We start from the raw sequence: 16,701 nt of genomic DNA, 5'->3' as shown, positions 1-16,701 counted from the left end.
GATGCCGGAGACAGTCGAGAAACAGCGGGCGCCGCGGGTCCGCGGTTCGGGTGTGCTGCCCGTGCTGCGCCGCGGCGGCACGGTGCTGGTGCGCTGGCGCGAGGCGAGCGTGCTGATCGTCGCGGTCGTCATGGCGATCTACTTCCGGGCGTCCGACGACGTCTTCCTCACCCCGGGCAATCTGCGCAACATCGCGCAGGCCACCGCACCGGTCGCGATCGTCGCCGTGGGCGTCGTCCTGCTGCTGGTCAGCGGTGAGATCGACCTGTCGGTGGGCGTGGTCGCCGCGTTCGCGCCGTTCCTGGTGCACTACGCGGTCGACCTGTACGGGATCCCGGTGATCCCGGCGTTCCTGCTCGCGTTCGCGATTTCCGCCCTCATCGGACTCGGCAACGGCTTCATCGTCACCAAGCTGAGAGTGCCGTCGCTGGTGGCCACCCTCGGCTCGTACTACCTGCTGCTCGGGGTGCTGCTGACCACCTCGCACGCCTATCCGGCACAGATCCCGGAGGCCGCGCAGGGCCGGATCCAGCGCATCTTCGGGGCGGCCGACTGGTCGTCGCTGATCTGGTGCCTGGGCGTGGTGGTGGTGTTCCACGTGGTGCTCACCCGTACCCGCTGGGGCCTGCACACGATCTCGGTCGGCGGCAATCCGATCGGCGCCACCGAGGCCGGCATCCGGGTCCACCGCGTCAAGATCGGCAACTTCATGATCGCCTCCGTGCTGGGCGCGCTCGCCGGGCTGCTGGAGGCGTTCCGGATCAACAGCATCGACCCGAACATCGGCGGCGGCACCGCCCTGACCTTCACCGCGATCTCGGCCGCGGTCATCGGCGGCACCGCCCTGGCCGGCGGCTCGGGCACCGTGATCGGCGCGCTGCTGGGCGCGCTGATCCTGGCCGAACTGCAGAACGGGTTCAACCTGATCGGCATCAGCGCCAATCCGTTCAGCATCATCCTGGGCAGCGCCATCCTGCTGTCGATGATCGCCAACCAGTACCTGTCGCGGCTGCGCCGCACCGGAGGTTCGTGATGTCCGCGCTGCTGGTCGAACACGTCGTCAAACGGTTCGGTGCGCTGACCGCCCTGCGCGACGTCAGCCTCCGGCTGGAGCGCGGTGAGGTCCTCGGCCTGATCGGCGACAACGGTGCCGGGAAGTCCACGCTGATCAAAACCATCTGCGGCTACCACCGCCCCGACGCCGGACGCCTGGTGGTCAACGACCAGGAGGTGGTCCTGCGCAGCGTCGACCATGCCCGCTCGCTCGGCATCGACGCCGTCTACCAGGGACTCGCGCTGGTCGACGAGCTGTCGGTCTACCACAACATGTTCCTCAACCGGGAGCTGCGCGTCGGGCCCCTGCTGAACAACCGGGCCATGCGCCGGCTGGCCCGGGAACACCTGGCCGACATGGGCGTCAACATCCCGGACGTCGGCGCCGAGGTGGCCAAGCTCTCCGGCGGGCAACGCCAGGCCGTCGCCGTCGCCCGGGCCGTCTACTCCGACGCCCGGATCCTGCTGCTCGACGAGCCGCTCGCGGCCATGGGGGCCAAGGAGGGCGCGCTCATCCTCGACCTGATCCGCGACCTGAAAGCCCGCGGCGACGTCTCGGTGATCATCATCGCGCACAACTACGCCCAGGTCCTCGACGTCTGCGACCGGGTCAACCTGCTCCAGCACGGCACCATCACCTTCGACGAGCCGACCTCCGAGGTGTCGGTCGAACGACTGACCGACCTCGTCGTCGCCGAGTACCGCAACCGTCGCCTGCCCAGGGAGCTGCGATGAAGCACCTGATCGTCCGCTGCGTGGCCGCCGCGCTCGTCCTCGTCCCGATCAGCGCCTGCAACCGCGACAACGCCACCGCGGACGCCGGCAAGCCGGTGGTCGGCGTCGACTATCCGCGCTCGGACACCGACTTCTGGAACTCGTTCATCAAGTACACGCCCCGGTTCGGCGATCAGCTCGGGCTGACGCTGAAGACCACCAACTCGCAGAACGACGTGGCCAAGCTGACCGCCAACGTCCAGACCTTCATGAGCCAGGGCGTCAAGGGCGTGGTGATGGCCCCGCAGGACACCGCCGCCATCGCACCGGCCCTCGACCAGCTCGCCGCCAAGAAGATCCCGGTGGTCACGGTCGACACCCGGCCCGACTCGGGCAGCGTCGCCATGGTGGTCCGGGCCGACAACCGGGCCTACGGCACCAAGGCCTGCCAGTTCCTCGGCACCAAGCTCGGCGGTACGGGCAAGGTGGTGATGCTGCAGGGCGGCCTCGACTCGATCAACGGCCGTGACCGCACCGAGGCGTTCAACGAGTGCATGAAGGCCTCGTTCCCGAAGATCAAGGTGTTCGGGGAGGCCACCAACTGGGACGGCGCGATCGCCGCGCAGAAGCTGCAGACCGACCTGACCGCCAACCCGGACATCCGCGGTGTCTACATGCAGTCCAGCTTCGCCCTGGCCGGCACGCTGCAGGTGCTCAAACAGAAAGGGCTGCTGGTCGGCCCGGACGACCCGAAACACGTCTTCGTGGTCTCCAACGACGGGATCCCCGAGGAACTCGCCGACATCGCGGCCGGTCAGATCGACGCCACCGTCTCGCAGCCGGCCGACCTCTACGCCAAGTACGCACTCTCGTACGTCAAGGATGCGATCGCCGGCAAGACCTTCCAGCCCGGGCCGACCGATCATGACAGCACCATCATCCAGGTCCGCGACGGGCTGCTGGAGGATCAGCTCTCCGCGCCGCTGGTGACCCGCGACGGTGCGACGTACGGCGATGCGCCCAGCCTCAAGAGCAGCGACCCGTCGCTGTGGGGCAACGCGAGCTGATGACCACCGCAACGCACGAGACGGACCGGCTCGTCGTCGAGGCGACCGGCATCACCAAGAGGTTCGGCCCGACCGTCGCGCTCGACCGGGCCGCCCTGCGGGTCGCCGCCGGGCAGACACACGCGCTGGTCGGGCGCAACGGGGCCGGCAAGTCGACGCTCGTGTCGATCCTGACCGGGCTGCTGGCGCCGGACGAGGGCACGGTGACCTTCGCCGGCCGGCCGGCACCACGGCCGGCCGACCGCAACGCGTGGCGCCGCCAGGTCGCCTGCGTCTACCAGAAGTCGACGATCATCCCGGCGCTGACCGTCGCCGAGAACCTGTTCCTCAACCGCTACGACCGTGGCCGCGGCGGCCTGATCGCCTGGTCCACGCTGCGCCGCCGGGCCGCGCAACTGCTGGCGACGTGGTCGGTGGACGTCGATCCGCAGACCCTCGCCGGTGACCTGCCGGTCGAGCAGCGGCAGTTCGTGGAGATCGCCCGCGCCCTGTCGTTCGGGGCGCGGTTCATCATCCTGGACGAACCCACCGCCCAGCTCGACGGGGCGGCGATCAACCGGCTGTTCGACCGGATCCGTGACCTGCAGCGCCAGGACGTGACGTTCCTGTTCATCAGCCACCACCTGCAGGAGGTCTACGAGATCTGTGACACCGTGACGGTTTTCCGCGACGCCCGGCCGGTCGTGACCGCCCCGGTCGCCGACCTGCCCCGGGCCGACCTGGTCGCGGCCATGACCGGGGACACGGCTGCTGCCCGGCACCGCGAACCCGGGCGGGCGGCGGACCCCGGCGCCGTGACCGCTCTGACCGTGCGCGACCTGACCAGCGGCGACGGCTCGTACGAGCAGGTGGGTTTCACGATCGCCTCGGGGGAGATCGTCGGGCTCGCCGGGGCCGCCGGCAGCGGGCGCACCGAGGTGGCCGAGACCGTCGCCGGGCTGCGCCGAGCCGCCGGCGGCCGCATCGAGATCGCCGGTCACCGGCCGCGACCCGGCAGCGTGCCGGCCGCGCTGTCGGCCGGCGCCGGTCTCGTGCCGCAGGACCGGCACCGGCAGGGTCTGGTCCCGGACATGTCGATCGCCGACAACGGCACCCTGACCGTGCCGAACCGGCTCGGCCCGTTCGGATTCATCAACGGCCGCCGCCGGGACGCCATCGCCGACGACCTGATCGACAAGCTGGCGATCAAGACCCCGAGCCCGCACCTGGCCGTCGCCGGGCTCTCCGGCGGCAACCAGCAGAAAGTGGTCATGGCGCGGGCGCTGGCCGACACGCCCCGGCTGCTGGTGCTGATCAACCCCACGTCCGGTGTCGACGTGCGGTCCAAGGAGTTCCTGCTCGACAAGGTCGAGGAGACCGCGCGATCCGGTGCCGGGGTGCTCATCGCCTCCGACGAGCTCGACGACCTGCGGGTGTGCGACCGGGTGCTGGTGATGTTCCGGGCCCGGGTGACCGCCGAGTTCGCCCGCGGCTGGCACGACCACGAACTGGTGGCCGCCATGGAAGGGGTGGACCTCGATGCCTGACACCGCGCTGGCCGACAACCGATCGACGACGGCCGTACGCCCGCGCCCAGGGCTGCTCGGCGGCCGGGTGCCGCTGGCCCGGCTGCGTGACCTCGCCCTGGTCCCGGCGATCCTGATCATCGCGGTCGTCGGGCAGATCGTCAGCCCGGTCTTCCTGCAACCGGACAACCTGCTCAACGTGCTGCAGACGATGTCCGAGATCGCGCTGCTGGTCCTGGCCGAGACGATGATCCTGATCGTCAAGAAGATGGACCTGTCCCTCGAATCGACGATGGGCCTGGCCCCGGGCGTGGCGGCCTGGCTCGTCGTCCCGGTCGGCACCGGTCACGGGCTGGGCCTGCTGCCCGGCGGGTGGGCCATCCCGATCACCCTGGCCGTGGGCGCGCTCATCGGGATCGTCAACGCGGTGCTGATCATCCGGTTCGGGCTCAACGGCTTCATCGTCACGCTCGGGATGCTCATCGTGCTGCGCGGGGCCCTGACCGGCATCTCCGGTGGCCAGACGTTCTTCCGCCTGCCGCCGTCGATGCTCTACCTCGGCACGGCCGCATGGTTCGGCGTGCCCGCGTCCATCTGGATCTGCCTGACCCTGTTCGCGGTGGCCGTCGTCGTGCTGGGCTGGACCAGTCCCGGGCGTTCCCTCTACGCCATCGGGGGCAACCTGGACGCGGCCAAGGCCGCGGGCATCCGCACCGGCCGCGTGCTGTGGACCGTCATCGTCACCGGCAGTGTGCTGGCCGCCCTGGCCGGGCTGCTGCTGTCCGGGCGGCTCGCGTCGGTCGCCTCGGCCCAGGGCAACGGCTACATCTTCACCGTCTTCGCGGCCGCCGTCATCGGTGGCATCAGCCTCAACGGGGGCAAGGGCACCATGGTCGGCGCCTTCACCGGCATCCTCCTGCTGTTCATGATCCAGAACGTGCTCACCCTGGCCGGCATCCCCGCGCAGTGGATCGGGGCGCTCAACGGGCTGATCATCCTGGCCGCGCTGATCGTCTCCCGGATCACCGGCGGCAAGGTCCAGGACTGAGCCCCGCAACAGAGGAGTTCGCCACCATGCCCCGTTCGCCGCGCATCACCGCCCTGGACGTGCTCGACGTACGCTTCCCGACCTCCGACCAGATGGACGGCTCGGACGCGATGAACCCCGAACCCGACTACTCGGCCGCCTACGTGCGGCTGCGCACCGACGCCGGCGACGGCGTGGAAGGTCATGCCCTGGCGTTCACCACCGGGCGGGGCAACGACGTACAGGTCAATGCCATTTCTGCTCTTGCCCCGTTCGTGATCGGACGCCCGGTGGCCGAAATCGGCGACGACCTCGGCGGTTTCGCCCGCTCACTGGTCCACGACCCGCAACTGCGCTGGCTCGGCCCGGAGAAGGGCGTCATCCACATGGCCACCGGCGCGGTCGTCAACGCCGCCTGGGACCTGGCCGCCAAACGGGCCGGCAAACCGGTCTGGCGCTTTCTGGCCGACATGTCACCGGCCGAACTCGTCGCCCAGGTCGACTTCCGCTGGCTCTCCGACGCGCTCACCCCCGGCGACGCGCTCGACATCCTGGAACGGGCCCGGCCCGGACGCGACGAGCGGATCGCCCTGCTGCTGGAGCGCGGATACCCGGCGTACACGACCACGCCCGGCTGGCTCGGCTACTCCGACGAGAAACTGGCCCGGCTGGCCCGGCAGGCCGTCGCCGACGGCTTCGAACAGATCAAACTGAAGGTCGGCGCCTCGGTCGAGGACGACATCCGGCGGATGCGCGCGGCCCGGCAGGCGGTCGGTGCGGGCATCCGCATCGCGGTCGACGCCAACCAGCGCTGGGACGTGCAGTCGGCCATCGACTGGATGCGGCGGATCGCGCCCTGGGACCCGTACTGGATCGAGGAACCCACCTCACCCGACGACATCCTCGGACACGCCGCCGTGCGCCGGGCGTTGCCGCCGATCAAGGTGGCCACCGGCGAACACGTGGCCAACCGGGTCGTCTTCAAACAACTGCTGCAGGCCGGCGCGGTCGACATCGTCCAGATCGACGCGGCCCGGGTCGGCGGGATCAACGAGAACATCGCGATCTTGCTGCTCGCGGCCAAGTTCGGCGTGCCCGTCTGCCCGCACGCGGGCGGCGTCGGACTGTGCGAGATGGTCCAGCACCTGTCGATGTTCGACTTCGTGGCCGTCTCCGCGACGATGCGCGACCGCGTCATCGAATACGTCGACCACCTGCACGAACACTTCGTCGATCCGGTACGGGTGGTCGGCGGACGCTACCTCGCTCCGACCGCACCCGGGCTGTCCGCGCAGATGCACCCGGCCTCCCTCAAGGAATACGCCTACCCCGACGGGCCGGTGTGGGCCGCCCGTGCCTGACCACGGCGCCGGCCGGAGCAGAATGGTCCGGCCGGTGAACGCCGGCCCGAGCCGGAAGATCCATGGAGGAACCGCCGTGTCGCTTACCGACAAGGCCATCGCCCGCATCCGCGAGCGGATCCAGTCCGGTGAGCTGGCCCCCGGGAGCAAACTCCCGCCCGAGCCGGAGCTGGCCACCCAGCTCGGGCTGTCCCGCAACCTGATGCGGGAGGCGGTCAAAGCCCTCGAAGTGGCCCACGTCCTGGAGGTGCGCCGCGGCGACGGCACGTACGTCACCAGCCTGCAGCCCGGCATGCTGCTCGGCGGCCTCGGCGGGGCGGTCGAGCTGCTGCAGGGCGACGCCGGGACCCTGCTCGACCTGATGGAGGTGCGGCGCCTGTTCGAGCCGGTCGCCTCGGCGCTGGCCGCGACCCGGATCGCCGAGCCCGGCCTGACCGACGTGAAACGGCACCTGGACGCCATGCGCGAGGCCGGTGACGACGTCGAACTGCTCAACCTGCACGACGCCGCGTTCCACCGGGCCGTCATCGCCGCCACCGGCAACGACACCCTGGTGACCCTGCTGGAGGGCATCTCCGGCAAGACCCTGCGGGCCCGGATCTGGCGCGGCCTGGTCGACGGCGACGCCGCCGGCCGGACCGTGGCCGAACACGAGGCGATCTACCAGGCGCTGGCCGCCGGGGACGGCCCGCTGGCCCAGGCGGCGGCCCTGCTGCACGTCAGCAACACCGAGGGCTGGCTGCGCGAACACCTGCGTCAGTAGGCCGCCGCCGGCCTTGGGGCGGATCAGTCGTCGGCGCGGCAGGCGCGAAGTTCCCGGCGCGCCCGGTAACGGTCCTGGCGGTTGGCCTGCCGGCGCCAGAGCTGCCGCTCCCGGCTGCAAGCACCGCCGTCGCAGGCGAGCACGTGATACCCGGCGCCACGCCAGTAGCAGCCGCCCCGCGCGGTGCCGGCGCCGATCCGGTCCGGCAGCGTGCACGGCCCGAACCGATGGTCGTGCACGGCGATCGCGGTCACGCCCGGGGTCTCCGCCATCCGGACCCACAGCGGACGGGTCTTGTCGGTCTTGCTCATACGGGCACCTTTCGGCTCCGCGCAGCCCCGGGATGGGGCCGTCACAAGACCGGGTGCACCGTGATCACCTCCGACGTCGGCATCTGGCCACGACTGTACCGATGGGCGGCGCTCACTCGTAGCGCAGTTCTTCGGTCCGGGTGACCCGGCGCACCGCGGGCAGCAGCACCGCCACCGTGGTGATCAGGACCAGGCCGGCGCCCGCGGCGACCGGCAGGAGAACCGTCCCGGCGGTGAAGATGACCGGCACCTGGGACAGCCGCATCAGCAGAGCACCGATCCCGGTCCCGGCGCCGACGGCCAGCGACAACCCGGCCGCCACCGGCACGATCACCTGCAGCAGCACCGACCAGATCACCGTGCCGTCGCGGGCGCCGACCGCGGCCAGCACGCCCAGGATGCGGCGCCGCTCGTGCAGCCGGGCGGCCACGTCGAGCAGCAGCCCGACCGCCATCATCAGCAGGATCAGCGTCGACCCGACGTTCAGGGCGACCCGCAGCGGCCCGAACCGGTCGCCTTCCGGCGCCATCGCGGTGAACATCGCCAGCGGGTCGATCTCGGCGGCGACGCCACGCAGTTTCCCGGCCACGACGGCCGGTTTCTCGTCGGTGAACATGCGGGTCTCGACGAAGCCGGGTTCGACCCGGGCCAGCTGCGCCGGGATGGTGGTCATCAGCACGGCCGACGCGACGCCCTGTGCGTTGCTGCCGATCAGGGTCGCCTTGCGAGCCTTGGCCGGGACGGCCAGCCGTACGCCCGGGGCGGGGTTGATCTCGCCTTTGTCGATGGTGATGACCTTCTCGGCCGAGCCGGCCGTGAAGGTGTCGCCCGGCTCGCAGCCGCCGGTCAGGGTGGCGAGCTGGCTCAGCGACCGGCAGTCGCCGATGTACAGGTTGGCCAGGCCGATGATGTCCTTCTGGTAGATGGTGTACAGCGCCACGGTTCCGGCGCGCACGCCGCTGACCTGCTCGAACCTCGCCGACCGCTGTTTCATGGCGTCGGTGCTCGTCCGGTCCCGGGCCTGCAGCAGGAACGCCGGGTCGGCCTTGTCGTACGGAATGGACCGCTCCACCTCGGCCGCCCCGAACAGCGACTGCAGCGCGATCGCCCCGGCCACCGCGACCACGATGCCGCTGACCGCCCGGGTCGACGACGACGGGTTGCGCCGCAGCTGCTGGGAGGCGAGCTGCCACGACGCCGTGCCGTCGGGCAGCAGCCGGGCCACCACCGGCACCACGTACGGCAGCAGCGGGATCAGCGCCACGATCAGCAGCACCGCGCCGATGCCGGTGCGCGCCTCGCCGACGTTCTCGCGGCCGAGCAGGACCGGGTAGAGCAGCAGCAGGCTCGCGGCCGGCGCGATGAGCCGCCACCAGAGCCGGCCGCGCCACGTCGGCGCCTGCCGCAGCACCCCGAGCGGCTCGACCGTGACGCCGCGGAAACCGAGCAGCGTGACCCCGGCCGACAGGCCCAGGATCACCGCCACCGCCAGGACGGCCAGCGACGGCACCGGGCGCACGTCGGCGGAGTAGACGCTGACGTCGAAGAGCCAGAACCGCTCGACCTGGCCGCGAATCAGCAGGTAGAACAGCAGGCCGAGCAGCAGGCCGAGCCCGGCCGGGACCAGGCTCTCGCCGATCGCCATGCGCAGCACGGCCCGGCTGTCGGCACCGATCAGCCGGATCGCGGCCAGCCGCCGGTCCCGGCTGTCACCGCCGAAGCGCAGCGCGGCGCCGATGAAGATCGCCACCGGCAGCAGCAGGGTGGCGACCAGGACCGCCACGATCACGTAGGTGCCGCCCGCGCCCGCCTCCACGTCGAGGCTGGGATAGCCGAACCGGTCGACGCGCCAGGCCACCTGCTGCTCGACCAGGGCCGTGGCCCGCTGGTAGCCGGCGTAGTACGCGTACTCGTGCGGGCCGGACAGCCCGGCCGGCGCGATGGTTCCGACGATCTCGTACGGCATCTGCCGGCGCAGAGTGTCCCCGTCCGGGCCGTCCAGGGCCGCCCGCAGCGCGGGCGACACGTACATCTGATGATCGCCGGGGAAGGCCGGCACCCCTGGTGGCAGCGGCGCGCCCGGCGCCTCCGGCCAGAGCAGGCGGGCCCGGATCGCGTTGTCGCCCGACTGCCCGTCCGGGCCGGCCAGGATCGTCGTCCGCCCGGCCGGCACCGTCACGCCACCCGGGCTGTCGTAGCGGGCATCGGTGCGCGCCTGCCGCCCGTCCAGCATCGTCGGCACCGACGCGGCCAGCAGCAGACCGGCCGCGCCGATACCCACCCCCAGCGTCGCCATCGCCGTGCGCAGCCAGCCGCGCCGCCCACCGGCGAAGGCCAGCCGGACACCGAGGGCCAGCTCGGCCAGGACCCTTCTCATCGCACGCCGGCCCGCATCGTGCTGCGCCCGTCCCGCACGACAACACCCCGATCCGCGTACGCGGCCACCCGCGCATCGTGCGTGACCAGCACAACCGCGGCGCCGGTCGCCCGGGCCGCATCGGTCAGCATCTCCATGACCTGCTCGCCGGCGACCGAGTCGAGCGCGCCGGTCGGCTCGTCCGCGAAGATCACTTTCGGTCCGGTGACCAGCGCACGGGCCACCGCGACCCGCTGCTGCTGCCCGCCGGACAGCTCACCCGGACGCGCCGGGGCCTTGTCGGCCAGCCCGAGGCGATCCATCAGCCCGGCCGCGCGCCGCTCGGCCACCCGGCGCCCGACACCGTCGAGCCGCAGCGGCAACGCCACGTTCTGCAGGGCGGTCAGCTCGGGCACCAGCTGCCCGAACTGGAACACGAAGCCGAACTCGCGCCGTCGTACCGCGCTGCGGCGCACGTCGTTCAGGGCAAAAAGATCATTTCCCGCGTACGTCACCAAGCCCGCATCGGGAGCGGCCAGCCCCGCCGCGCAATGCAGCAGCGTCGACTTGCCCGAGCCGGACGGTCCCATCACCGACACGATCTCGCCCGCGTGCACCGCCAGATCGGCACCGGCCAGCGCGATCGTCGGCCCGTAGGCCTTGTGTAGTTGCTCGGCCACCAGCAGCGCGCTCATCGCCGTACCTCCTCGGCCAGCTGATCGAGAACGGACGCGGTGTGTTCGAGCCAGCGCAGGTCGGCCTCCAGATGAAACAGCGCGTGGTCGCAGATGAGCCGGTCGGCCAGATCCCCGGACCGCTTGCGCCGGGTCAGCTCCCGCATCGCCGCCAGATGTTCCTCACGCTGCACGTCGAGCACGTCGGCGGCCGACCGGCCGGTCAGCAGCGCCCCGACCACCTTGGCGTAGAGGCCGCTCTGCAGGTACTGATCGGGCTTCTCCGGCTCGTCGAGCCAGCGCTGCACGTCGGTCACGCCGGTCTCGGTGATCGTGTACCGCTTCCGGTCCGGCCCGCCCTCGCCGTCCGCCCCGTCTACGGTCACCAGGCCGTTCTTGAGCAGCTTGGCCAGGGTCGTGTAAACCTGCCCGTAGTGCAGCGGCCGATCGTGCCCGAAGTGCTGGTCATAGGCGCGCTTGAGGTCGTACCCATGCTGCGGCCGCCCCTCGAGCAACGCCAGAAAAGCCGTCGCGATCGTCATGGCGCGCCACTATACACATGGCTACATAGCGGCCGCCGGATGTCAGGGGAGTTCGGTACGACGGCCCATTCCTCGGTGGCCGCGGCAGCACGAGGCAGCCGCGCATGACGGCGCCGCCTCCGTGCTGACGGCGTCGGACCTACCAGTCGGTCAACGCCTGGCGGAGCTCGTGGCCGACCGGTAGGTAGGACTCGGCGAGGTGCAGGGCCCGGGTCTGCGCCGCCTCGCTGCCGGCCGGGTCGCCGAGTTGCTCGGTCACGACGGCGACATTGATCAGGGTGCGGATCAACTCGGGATGATCCGGCCCGAGACGATTCGTCTTGATCCGGATCGCCTCGGTGAGGTGGGTCAGTGCGAGCCGAAGGTCACCACGTTGCGCGGCCAGAGCGCCCAGGTTGGTCAGGGCTACACCGGTCTCGTAGTCATCGGGCCCGAGTTGCGCCACGAACTGCTCGTGCACATGGGCGAGCAACGTCTCGGCCTGATCGAGTCGGCCGAGCCCGATCAGGATCGGTGCCAGGTTCCCCTCGTCGAACAGGACCGTCAGATGGTCCGGCCCGACCAGGGTCCGTCGCAGTTGGAGCCCGCGCCGCCCCCATTCGGCCGCCCGGTCCAGATCACCCAGGACGAACTCGATCCCGGCCAGGTTGTGATGCAGCGCGGCGAGATCTTCTCCGGCCTGCCCAGGAACGTCCAGCGCCTGCCGATAGCGGGCCTTGGCCTCGGCATATCGGCCCGTGGCCTTGAGCAGCAGACCGTAGGCGTTGAGCAGGTGGGCGTCGCTCGCCGAGCGCGGCCCGCCCGCGCGGTCGACCTGCGCGACCATCGGCCCGAGAATTGTCTCGGCCTCCGCGTAACGACCCTGTTCGCGCAGGTCATCGGCGTGGTCCAGCGCCGTCGTCACGACGGCCGGCCCATGATCAGGCCCGCGCCGACGGCCAGGGCCACCGCCGTACCCAACAGCAGCAATGTGTGGCCGGAAGCCGTTGCCGCCGAGGTCAGCAGCGGCCCGGTCCCCATACCGACGGTCAGCGCCAGACTGGACAGGGCGTTGTAGCGACCGCGCAGCGCCTCCGGCGCGATCGTGTTCACCAGGGTGGGCAGGGCTCCGGCCAGCAGCACCTCACCGGCCCCGGTCAGGATCGCCGCAACGGTCAGCGCCGGACGGACGGCCAGCCCGGTGCCCAGGGCGGTGGGGACACAGATCGCCCAGGCCACCGCCCAGAGACCGGCGGTCCAGAGCAGCGCGGCCCGGGCCGGGATCCGGTCGGCGAACCGCCAGGTGATCGTCGCACCGACGATCACGCTGACCGCGTTGGCGACGCTCAACCAGGACAGGGCGGCCGGGTCGTGTGCGGCGACGGCCAGTACGCTCGGCGCCGCGTTGTAGATTCCGTAGCCGACCGTGGACAGCAAAGCGGCCGCACCGAGTAAGGGCAGCAGTCGCCGGTCGGCCAGCGCCTGCCGATAGCCCGGGCCCTGCTCGTCGGCCGGAACCGATGCGGACAAGCCGCCGAATCGAGCCATTATGGCGCTGACCAGGCAGAGCAGTGCTCCGACGAGCCACAGAGACGGGAGCGCGGACGCCGAGGCGACGACCAGGCCGCCGACCGCCGCGCCGCCGGCCAGGCCGACGTTGAACAGGACGTACTGCAGGGTGTAGACGCGCTGGTGCGAGAATTCCGGGACGAGCCGGGCCAGCCGGGTGGAGAGTGCCGGAACCGATAGCGACCAGCCCAGACCGGTCACCCCGATGCCGGCCGCGGCCAGGGCCAAACCGGCGCCCAGGGCCAGGAGCAGCATCCCGAGCGTGGCGACCAGGAGTCCGGCGATCATGACGGCTCGGGGTCCGTACCGGTCGATCAGGGTTCCGGCGATCGGATTGCCGACCAGGCTGGTGACCGCGGCCAGCGCGACCATACCGGTGGCGGCCGCCACCGGGAGTCCGCGGGCCGTGTGCAGCAGGACGATCAGATACGGCTGGGTCAGGCCGACCCCGGCCGCGGTGATCAGGTCGCTGGCGAGCAGCAGCCGAACGGTGCCGGGAAACCGCGAACGATTTCCCGGCCGTTCGGCGATGAATTGCCCGACGGAATTCATCGCCGCGAATCGCCGATCAGTGCGCGGAGCGATCGCGGGTCAGCAGCATCTCGGAATGATTGACGCGGAGGCCCCGGCCGGCCGGGGCGACGCGCCGCCGGCGTGGAAGCACCGTCTCCGAGTGGTTGAGCTCGCGGCCGCGCCCCAGGACGACCTCGGTGTGGTTGAGGTTGCGACCCCGGCCCAGCACGGCCTCGCTGTGGTTGAGCGAGGCGCCCCGGATGCTGTTCTTCACCATTGTGGTCATGTGATTCTCCTGTTCAGGAATGGCGGTCGGCGGACCGTATTTGTGTTCCGCGCCGCTCGATGACGCCAATCCTGATTGACGGACCACGTTCCCCGAATACCCCGTTCGGGTGTTCGGGCAATGGCAGGCGAGAGGGGTGTGACGGTTCACCCGGGGCGGGTCGGGCGTTCATCGCGCCGGCCGATCCGCTCGTCGGCTACCGGCCGTCGTCAGCCGTCAGCCGGGTACTACACAGCTACCTCAAGGTGGCCGCGCAGCTCACGCAGGGCCTGGGCGAGCAGCCGGGACACGTGCATCTGCGAGACACCGAGCTGCCCGGCGATCTCGGACTGGCTCAGACTGCCGTAGAAGCGCAAGGTCAGGATCCGCTGCAGCCGCTCGTCCAGCACAGCCATCGCCGCCGTGAGCGCGATCCGCGCCTCGGCCTCGGCATACGCCTGGTCGTCGTCGCCCAGCACGTCGATCAGCTCGTAGCCGTTCTCGGCCCGGCGCGGAGTCGACAACGACACCGTCTCGTAGGCCCGGGCGCCCTCAAGCCCCTCCAGAACGGCCTCCTCGGTGAGACCCAGGTGCGCGGCGACATCGGCCACGGTCGGCGAACGGCTCAGCAGCTGCGTCAGCTCGGCGTTGGCCGCCGTGATCGCGAGCCGCAACTCCTGAAGCCGCCGCGGAAGCCGGATCATCCACGTCCGGTCACGGAAATACCGCTTGATCTCACCGAGAATCGTCGGCACGGCAAACCCGACAAAGCAGGCGCCGTGCTCCGGGTCGAACCGGTCCACCGCTTTGATGAGACCGAGCGTCGCCGTCTGCACAAGATCATCCATCGGTACGCCGTGCCCGGCATACCGCCCGGCGAGCCGTCGCGCCAGCGGCACCCACGCCTCGATGGCCTGCCCACGCACAACGCGCCGGCCCGGATCCTCCACCGGCAGGGTGGCCAGCGCCGTCAGCAGCCGAGTCGGGACGTCCTCGTCCGCGCGTTCGGCGATGCTGCACCCATCAGATGTCCTGGACATGGTTTCCCCCGGCGGTCAGCTCACTTTCCGCTCTGCCAGGGTCCGGGGCAGCCATTCCCCCCGAGCCTAAGTCGCCGACCCCCGCCCCGACTCGGTTACGCCGATTCCGGTCCCACACGTCACGCCTGACCGTTTCACCACCTCGTCAGACCGGGGTCACAACGAGATGCCGAACAGGACCGCCCACCCCAGACGTTCGGATACGTTCCCGCTTCGACCAGGGCGGCCGGATCGAATGCGGCGCGCAGCCGGCTCACGTCCACCCGTTGAGAGCCGGCCGGCCCGGTCGTCGGCCGCCGGCTATTCGGCCGGGAGGACGACGCCCCGGGTGGGCAGCACGATCCGGGATCGATGGTCGGAGTCGTGCAGGATCTCCTGGTGCGCTTTGTGCAGCGTGCTCGCAGTCCCGGCCGGCTCGTCCCCACCCGTGTTGCGTGCATACCGCGGATGGGCCCCGGAGCTGACCTGAACCCGGATCCGATGCCCGGCCCGGAACCGATGCGCGGTCGGCCACAGCGACACCGTCACTTCCCGCACGCCGTCGTCGTCACGTTCGGAGCCGTCTCGCCCGATACGCTGGATCCCGTCGCACACCGTCCAGGACTTCCCGTCCGGGTGCACGTCACACAGCCGTACGAAAAGGTCGGTGTTCTCCCGATCGGAGCGCAACGAGATGGTGGCGGTCGGCTCGCCCAGCACCTCCACGGCCTGCGGCAGCGCCGCCGACGTGAAGGTCAGCACGTCGGCCCGGTCTTCGTGGGCGCTGTTGTCGACCGGCCCGGAGTTCGGGGCCAGTGCCGGCCCGCCCAGCGCCGGTGTCGGATCGGCCGGGTCGTAGACGTAGGTGCTCGGCGCGCTGTTCGGCGCCGCGTACCGATCCAGGCCGCCTTCGGGCTGCAGCAGCCAGTCGGTGGCCTGGGCCGGCGGCGGCCATGCGGCGTAGCCGCGCCACTCCTCGGCCCCGGTCACGTAGACCTTGACCCGGTCGGCCCGGGTGTCCGGCCCGGACATCAGGTGACGGTTCAGGAATCCGTACACCTCGGCCGGTGTGTCCCGGAGTAGTGCCGGGCTGGCGTGCCCCCACGGTCCCACGGTCAGTTCGGGCGGGTTCCCGGCGTCGACCAGCTGCCGGTAGTTGCGTAGTTGCCAGGGCAGGAAGATGTCGTACCAGCCGGTGATCATCGAGACGGGTGCGGTGACCGCCGGGACGGCCGCGGTGTGTGACTGCGCCGTCCAGTACTCGTCGTTGAGGTCGTCGCGTTTGACCCAGTCCTGGTACCAGCCGATGGTGGTGCCGCCGGTGGCGACCCGATCGCCCTCGGCCAGCGGAAGGTGATCGAGGCCGGCGTCCAGGCGTTTGTCGGGCAGGGCCCGGCGCAGGCCGGCGGCGAACCGGTCGCGGTGGGTCATCATGGTGCTCCAGCTGAGCGCGTTGCGCAGCGAGAACGCGCCGTTGTCCCAGGTGATGGCCCCGAAGTCGGGCATGGTGACCTGCAGGCAGAGTGCGTCCGGCGCTTCGTCGCCGCTCAGGTGGGTGGCGGCCGCCCACTGGGTGTATCCGAGGTAGCTCTGACCGGTGGTGACCAGCCGGCCGGTGAACCACGGCTGGGCCCGCACCCAGCGGTGCGTGTCGATGCCGTCGGATTGTTCGTGCAGCTGGGGGAGGAACGTGCCGCCGCTGCCGGAGGTTCCGCGGCAGCTCTGGGAGAAGACCGGGAGTCCCTGCTCGGCCAGGAGCCGGCAGAGGGGTGCGCCGATGCCGGCCCGCCCGTACGGGCTTCTGATCAGCACCGTCGGCGGCGGGACGCCAGGGCCGGGAGTCGGCAGGTAGAGGTCGCCGAGCAGCCGGGTGCCGTCGGTCATCGGCACCTCGATGTCGCGGCGGATCTCGTAGCGGTGGGCGGCCGGCGGTAGCCCGGGGAACACCCGGTGCAGCAGCCGGCTGGTGAGGTTCCGGATCAT

General features: G+C 70.9%; 16 protein-coding genes. 7 read left to right on the top strand and 9 right to left on the bottom strand.

Features of this window, described 5'->3' with window-relative positions:
* Position 1 precedes the first annotated feature (1 nt).
* The 7 genes from ACSHV8_RS23215 (at position 2) to ACSHV8_RS23185 (ending at position 7,490) form a co-directional block, all read left to right on the top strand.
* Positions 2–1,033 (top strand): ABC transporter permease, encoded by a 1,032-nt coding sequence (locus ACSHV8_RS23215; RefSeq protein WP_436535854.1) that lies wholly within the window; start codon positions 2–4, stop codon positions 1,031–1,033.
* On the top strand, positions 1,033–1,788 hold the full coding sequence (locus tag ACSHV8_RS23210) for an ATP-binding cassette domain-containing protein (protein WP_436535853.1): 756 nt from the start codon (positions 1,033–1,035) through the stop codon (positions 1,786–1,788). The genes ACSHV8_RS23215 and ACSHV8_RS23210 overlap by 1 nt, the downstream gene beginning before the upstream one ends.
* Positions 1,785–2,834 (top strand): sugar ABC transporter substrate-binding protein, encoded by a 1,050-nt coding sequence (locus ACSHV8_RS23205; RefSeq protein WP_436535852.1) that lies wholly within the window; start codon positions 1,785–1,787, stop codon positions 2,832–2,834. The genes ACSHV8_RS23210 and ACSHV8_RS23205 overlap by 4 nt, the downstream gene beginning before the upstream one ends.
* Positions 2,834–4,360: a sugar ABC transporter ATP-binding protein gene (locus ACSHV8_RS23200; RefSeq protein WP_436535851.1), complete on the top strand. Its 1,527-nt coding sequence runs from the start codon at positions 2,834–2,836 to the stop codon at positions 4,358–4,360. Before ACSHV8_RS23205 ends, ACSHV8_RS23200 begins: the two co-directional genes overlap by 1 nt.
* On the top strand, positions 4,353–5,387 hold the full coding sequence (locus tag ACSHV8_RS23195) for an ABC transporter permease (protein ID WP_436535850.1): 1,035 nt from the start codon (positions 4,353–4,355) through the stop codon (positions 5,385–5,387). The genes ACSHV8_RS23200 and ACSHV8_RS23195 overlap by 8 nt, the downstream gene beginning before the upstream one ends.
* Positions 5,388–5,413: 26 nt before the next feature.
* A complete protein-coding gene (locus ACSHV8_RS23190; RefSeq protein WP_436535849.1) occupies positions 5,414–6,727 on the top strand; it encodes an enolase C-terminal domain-like protein in 1,314 nt (437 codons plus the stop codon).
* A gap of 76 nt (positions 6,728–6,803) precedes the next feature.
* Positions 6,804–7,490, top strand: coding sequence for a FadR/GntR family transcriptional regulator (locus ACSHV8_RS23185; RefSeq protein WP_436535848.1), 687 nt, complete (start codon positions 6,804–6,806; stop codon positions 7,488–7,490).
* A 23-nt stretch (positions 7,491–7,513) separates the two neighbouring features.
* Here ACSHV8_RS23185 and ACSHV8_RS23180 read toward each other — a convergent pair whose 3' ends face one another.
* The 9 genes from ACSHV8_RS23180 to ACSHV8_RS23140 form a co-directional block, all read right to left on the bottom strand.
* Complete coding sequence (locus tag ACSHV8_RS23180; RefSeq protein WP_436535847.1) at positions 7,514–7,801, bottom strand: hypothetical protein; 288 nt, start codon at positions 7,799–7,801, stop codon at positions 7,514–7,516.
* 112 nt (positions 7,802–7,913) lie between these two features.
* A complete protein-coding gene (locus tag ACSHV8_RS23175; protein WP_436535846.1) occupies positions 7,914–10,178 on the bottom strand; it encodes an ABC transporter permease in 2,265 nt (754 codons plus the stop codon).
* Positions 10,175–10,852 (bottom strand): ABC transporter ATP-binding protein, encoded by a 678-nt coding sequence (locus ACSHV8_RS23170; RefSeq protein WP_436535845.1) that lies wholly within the window; start codon positions 10,850–10,852, stop codon positions 10,175–10,177. The genes ACSHV8_RS23175 and ACSHV8_RS23170 overlap by 4 nt, the downstream gene beginning before the upstream one ends.
* A complete protein-coding gene (locus tag ACSHV8_RS23165; protein WP_436535844.1) occupies positions 10,849–11,373 on the bottom strand; it encodes a PadR family transcriptional regulator in 525 nt (174 codons plus the stop codon). Before ACSHV8_RS23165 ends, ACSHV8_RS23170 begins: the two co-directional genes overlap by 4 nt.
* Before the next feature lie 139 nt (positions 11,374–11,512).
* Positions 11,513–12,277 carry a tetratricopeptide repeat protein gene (locus ACSHV8_RS23160; protein WP_436535843.1) on the bottom strand — a complete coding sequence of 255 codons (765 nt, stop codon included), beginning with the start codon at positions 12,275–12,277 and terminating at the stop codon, positions 11,513–11,515.
* Positions 12,274–13,473 (bottom strand): MFS transporter, encoded by a 1,200-nt coding sequence (locus ACSHV8_RS23155; RefSeq protein ID WP_436535842.1) that lies wholly within the window; start codon positions 13,471–13,473, stop codon positions 12,274–12,276. The genes ACSHV8_RS23160 and ACSHV8_RS23155 overlap by 4 nt, the downstream gene beginning before the upstream one ends.
* A gap of 16 nt (positions 13,474–13,489) precedes the next feature.
* Positions 13,490–13,720: a hypothetical protein gene (locus ACSHV8_RS23150; protein WP_436535841.1), complete on the bottom strand. Its 231-nt coding sequence runs from the start codon at positions 13,718–13,720 to the stop codon at positions 13,490–13,492.
* A gap of 227 nt (positions 13,721–13,947) precedes the next feature.
* Entirely contained in the window at positions 13,948–14,739 is a 792-nt protein-coding gene (locus ACSHV8_RS23145; RefSeq protein ID WP_436535840.1) for a SigB/SigF/SigG family RNA polymerase sigma factor, read from the bottom strand.
* A gap of 300 nt (positions 14,740–15,039) precedes the next feature.
* On the bottom strand, positions 15,040–16,701 hold the full coding sequence (locus tag ACSHV8_RS23140; protein ID WP_436535839.1) for a CocE/NonD family hydrolase: 1,662 nt from the start codon (positions 16,699–16,701) through the stop codon (positions 15,040–15,042).

Origin of the sequence: Actinoplanes sp. HUAS TT8 (assembly GCF_051380535.1) — a bacterium.
Classification (GTDB): domain Bacteria; phylum Actinomycetota; class Actinomycetes; order Mycobacteriales; family Micromonosporaceae; genus Actinoplanes.
The sequence above is the reverse complement of the archived record's forward strand: the minus strand, read 5'-3'. Positions and strand labels throughout refer to the sequence as shown.